At 41.7% G+C, this 4743-nt stretch carries 4 protein-coding genes; 2 read left to right on the top strand and 2 right to left on the bottom strand.

Going from position 1 to position 4743, the window contains the following annotated elements:
• A partial coding sequence (locus CRJ00_RS18890) for a hypothetical protein (RefSeq protein ID WP_218962167.1) occupies window positions 1-260 on the top strand: 260 nt, incomplete at its 5' end.
• A 232-nt stretch (window positions 261-492) separates the two neighbouring features.
• Here CRJ00_RS18890 and CRJ00_RS17225 read toward each other — a convergent pair.
• Together CRJ00_RS17225 and CRJ00_RS17220 are read right to left on the bottom strand one after the other, a co-directional pair.
• Complete coding sequence (locus tag CRJ00_RS17225; protein ID WP_099367976.1) at window positions 493-3024, bottom strand: ABC transporter permease; 2532 nt, start codon at window positions 3022-3024, stop codon at window positions 493-495.
• Complete coding sequence (locus CRJ00_RS17220; RefSeq protein WP_099367977.1) at window positions 3021-3689, bottom strand: ABC transporter ATP-binding protein; 669 nt, start codon at window positions 3687-3689, stop codon at window positions 3021-3023. Before CRJ00_RS17220 ends, CRJ00_RS17225 begins: the two co-directional genes overlap by 4 nt.
• Before the next feature lie 40 nt (window positions 3690-3729).
• Here CRJ00_RS17220 and CRJ00_RS17215 point away from each other — a divergent pair, with 40 nt between their 5' ends.
• On the top strand, window positions 3730-4416 hold the full coding sequence (locus CRJ00_RS17215) for an arylesterase (RefSeq protein WP_099367975.1): 687 nt from the start codon (window positions 3730-3732) through the stop codon (window positions 4414-4416).
• Window positions 4417-4743: the final 327 nt, after the last annotated feature.

The raw sequence follows: 4743 nt of genomic DNA, 5'->3' as shown, positions 1-4743 counted from the left end.
TTGCACAGGGACTCCTACAGAGCAAGAAAATAGCGATCGGGGAATTCGGACGACGGCTTCGGGCCAGAAAAGGGCCTATGATCGCCATCAAGGCCATGGCCAACAAATTGGCAGCACAGTATTGGCGACTGATGGTAAAGGGGACTACCTATGTGGAACAAGGGGTGCAGACCTATGAAACACAATTGAAAAAGCAGAAGGAAAAGTACCTAAACAGGTTGGCACTGGAGTTCGATATGAAATTAGATAAGATACATTGACCTGATTAACAATAGGTTATACAACATGTCATTGGTAGCGTAGTTTGCTTGTCATCCTGAGCGTAGTCGAAGGATCTGTTCGTATCCTTTTATCCATACGTACAGATGTTTCGACTACGCTCAACATGACATGCTACGCTCAACATAACAACCTATGCTCAACATGACAAGCTAAGCTCAACATCACAACCTATGCCCAACATGACATGCTGCACCCAACATAATCCAATACCTACTCCCTTCTCAAAGCCTCCAACGGCGATCTATTCAATACCGAAAGGCTATTGATCAACCCCACCAAAACCGTTAAAAAAGTCACCAAAAAGATCAGCAACAAACTAAATCCTATCGGAGGAACAAAACCAGATTCAAAAACAAATACCGCCAATAGATTACTAGCAATCAATGCAATAACAATCCCGGTTATTGCAGCCAACAACCCCAAAAACAAATATTCTGAAATCGTAATCCAATAAATCTGCTTCCGACTAGCCCCTAAGGTCCTCAACAATACATTCTCCCGAATTCGCTGAAATTTACTGATCCTCACTGATGCAATCAACACCACAATACCCGTCAGAATACTAAAACCTCCAATAAATTGGATGATAAAACCTATCTTCTCCAAGATTTCATTCAAGATATCCAGCACCGCATTCATATCCAAAACCGAAACGTTCGGAAACCTGCTTACCACTTTCTGTTGAAAGGCCACCGATTGGGCATCACCTTCCACCTTGGTCATCATCAGGAAAAATTGAGGTGCTTGATCAATAGATCCCTTTGCAAAAACAACCCTAAAATTCGATTGGAACCTATTCCAATCCACTTGTCTGATACTACTCACCTTTGCCGGAATCCTTACCCCCTGCACATTAAATACCATTACATCCCCTACTTTAGCCTTAATATTTCCAGCATAACTCTCATCTAAGGAAACGGAAGCGGTATCCGTTGGGGCTACATGACCTATCCATTTACCTTCCATTACTTTTTCCGAGCGGGAAAGACTATCCCGATAAGTTGCCCTAATTTCTCCTCGAAATGCCCGCCTAGATTGATCAATGGTTGAATCTGCTACCACGTCCTTCAAGGTGATGCCGTTCATACTTTCCAATTGCATGGTTACAATAGGAACATTCTCCATGATATTATAGCCTTCTTCTTTTGCCAACAATACCAAAGAATCCCTTTGGGATGGTTGGATATCGAAAAGGAGCATATTCGCCTGGTTTTCTTCGGCAGACATTTCCACCCGTTTGATCAGCATATCCTGAACAAAAAACAAGGTTGCAATCAATGCCGTACCTAAGCCAATAGAAACTAAGAGAATTACTGTTTGATTATTGGGTCTATACAAGTTGGAAAGCCCTTGTCGCCAAACATAAGGCCATCCTTTTGGAAAAAACTTCCTAATGAGGTAAGTGAATCCTTTGGCAACGCCATATAATAAAGCAAATACGACCGAAATCCCTAAGGTAAAAATGAAAGTCTGCTTCCAATCATCCATTTGCATCCGTGCAAAAATCAAGATAAATCCGATGATCAATAGGTAAATCAGGTATTTCCAAGGATCGTTCTTTGCCTGGCCAGCAGCATCGCTCATGCGCAAAGAGTTCAATGGCGATACTTGTCGTACGGATAATAAGGGCAATAAAGCAAATAATACCGCGATAACCAGTCCTAAGAGTACGCCTTGAAGAATAGCCGACCAAGACACTTGTGTGGAAAGTGCAACTGGAAGCACATCCTGAAGTACCAATGGAATCAGGTATTGAACTAGCGCACCTAAAATGGCTCCGATAAAACCTCCGATCAATCCAATACCTGCAAACTGAATCAAAAAAATAAAGAATGCTTGCTTCGCTTTGGCGCCCATGCATCGTAGGATGGCCACGGAAACCAGCTTTTCTCGAACATAGATCTGCACAGAACTGGATACTCCAATACAACCTAATAACAAAGCGACAAAGCCAACCAGTTCCATAAAGTTTGCCATATCGGCAAAGGATCGGCCTGTATTTTCCTTGGTACTCTGAACCGTTGATCCCCTTAATTGCAATAAGGTCAATTTATCTTTCCATTCTTCCAGTTTTTTATCCGTTTCAAAGGATTTTGGAAGCTTAAAATAATAATGGTACTCGATCCGGCTCCCAAGCTGTTGTAATCCAGACTCCGCCAATTGATCCAACGGAACAAAAACACTCGGCGCCATACTTCCTGCAATAGCGGTCTGTCCAGGTTGCGACAGTAAACTACCCAGTACAGGATATTTCGATTTTCCCAACTGCACCGTATCCCCGACTGCTGCCTGGAATTGGATCATCACCGCATTTTCTATAAAAACACCGTTTTCACTTCCAAACGATGAATAGGCTTTGGAAGGTTTGGTGAGTATTTCTCCATAAAAAGGAAACTTCCCATCAATCGCACGTACCTGAACAAACCTCGACCCACCAACCTTCGGAAACTGGATCATGGTCATAAAACGTTCTTCCTTGGCGTATCCATCGCTCAACGCTTGTAGGGAATCGATGAACTTCATCGCCTCATCCGTTGGCTTTCTTCTACTTTCCAATTCCAGATCGGCACCAATTAATTGAGCTGCTTGGTCATCAATGTCCATCTTCAGGTTTTCATTGAAGGAATTCATGGCCACTAGCGAGGCTATGCCTAAAATAATGGATGAAATAAATAAGAATAATCGGCTTCGGTTCTTGCGACTATCCCGCCAGGCCATTAAAAAGATCCACCGCCAATTCATGCAATCTTCCCTCCTTTAATCGGAATGATTTGTTGTGTCTTTGCGGCCAGATCCAGATCGTGGGTTACTATGATTAAGGTAGTTCCTGATTCCCGATTCAGTTCAAAGAGCATTTCTTCAATACTTTGACTGGTTTCGGCATCTAAATTACCTGTTGGTTCATCGGCAAATAAAATCTTGGGTTTGTTAGCGAATGCTCGGGCAATGGAAACCCGCTGTTGTTCGCCTCCTGATAACTGGGAAGGATAATGATCGGCACGATGACCTAATCCTACCCGTTGAAGAAGTGCTAGTGCATCGCGCTCATTGGGCTTTAAACCCCTTAATTCCAAAGGCACCAGCACATTTTCCAATGCAGTCAATGTAGGCAGAAGTTGGAAGTTCTGAAACACAAATCCTACATGTTCATTCCTTACAGCAGCCAATTGATCTTCATTCAGACCCGTCAATTGAATTCCATTGAGGGTTATAGTGCCTTCACTGGGTTGGTCCAATCCGGCACATAGTCCTAGTAAGGTGGTCTTACCACTTCCTGAAGGACCGACGATGGATACCGTTGAACCTTCTTCAATTTCAAAACTGACATCTTTTAGCACTGGGATTTCGGATGTACCTAACACAAAATGTTTAGACACCTGGTTTATCTGTAGAATCTTTGTTGACATATTTAATAAAAATAAAGCATTTTTTAAATAAATTAGAAGAATGAAAAAGTTCCCGATCACATTTACCATTTGTTTGACATTCATATTATTTATAGCCTGTGGAAATCCTCAAAAAAAGGATACAACGATAGTTTCTTCTGATTCTGTAAGCCAAGTAGATAGTGTTCAAGATAGTGTAAAAACCATTGTATTTTTTGGGAATAGCCTAACGGCGGGCTATGGATTGGAAAGTACCGACCTGGCATTTCCAAACTTGATTCAAAAGAAGATTGATTCCTTGGGATTAGGATATAGGGCAGTGAATGCAGGATTGAGTGGTGAAACAAGTGCGGGAGGAAAAGATAGGATTGATTGGTTGTTGAAAGAACCTATTGACGTTTTTGTGTTGGAATTGGGTGCTAATGATGGTTTGAGGGGTATTCCGCCGGAAAGTACCTATAAAAATTTAGGGGAGATTGTGGATAAGGTTCGAAAAGTGAATCCTGATTGTAAGTTTATATTAGCGGGGATGATGGTCCCTCCGAGTATGGGTGATACTTATTTTGAGGAGTTTAAGGGGATTTTTCCGAAGTTGGCGAAGGAGAAGGATATGACGCTGGTTCCATTTTTATTGGAAGGAGTAGCTGGTATACAAAAGTTGAATCAGAAGGATGCCATTCATCCAACTGCTGAAGGGCAGTTTATTTTAGCGGATAATGTCTGGGCGCATTTAAAGGATTTGTTGTAAATATCGTCATTGCGAAAGGTTTTCCGTCCTTTAGATTTGTATAATAATAGAAAGGGTTAATTGTTTAAGTTAGCCTTTTAGAAAGATTACCTAAAACGGTAGCGGCAAATTCTCTTTCCGTGAAGGTTTTTATACCTAGGCAATGATCAAATCCTCTACCGTTTTTTCCCTTAGTGACCAGATAACAATTAGGGCAATACCCATTATTAAGGACTAGGATCGATGGGGTAAAAACTAGGTAATCTGTACAAAACTATAAAAAACAGATCACATGGCAAACAATCCCCACTCTTTCATTGGCATCGACGTTTCAAAGGACCATTTCGA

Source organism: Sphingobacterium sp. 1.A.4 (assembly GCF_002734245.1).
Taxonomy (GTDB): Bacteria; Bacteroidota; Bacteroidia; order Sphingobacteriales; family Sphingobacteriaceae; genus Sphingobacterium; species Sphingobacterium tenebrionis.
The sequence above is the reverse complement of the archived record's forward strand: the minus strand, read 5'-3'. Positions and strand labels throughout refer to the sequence as shown.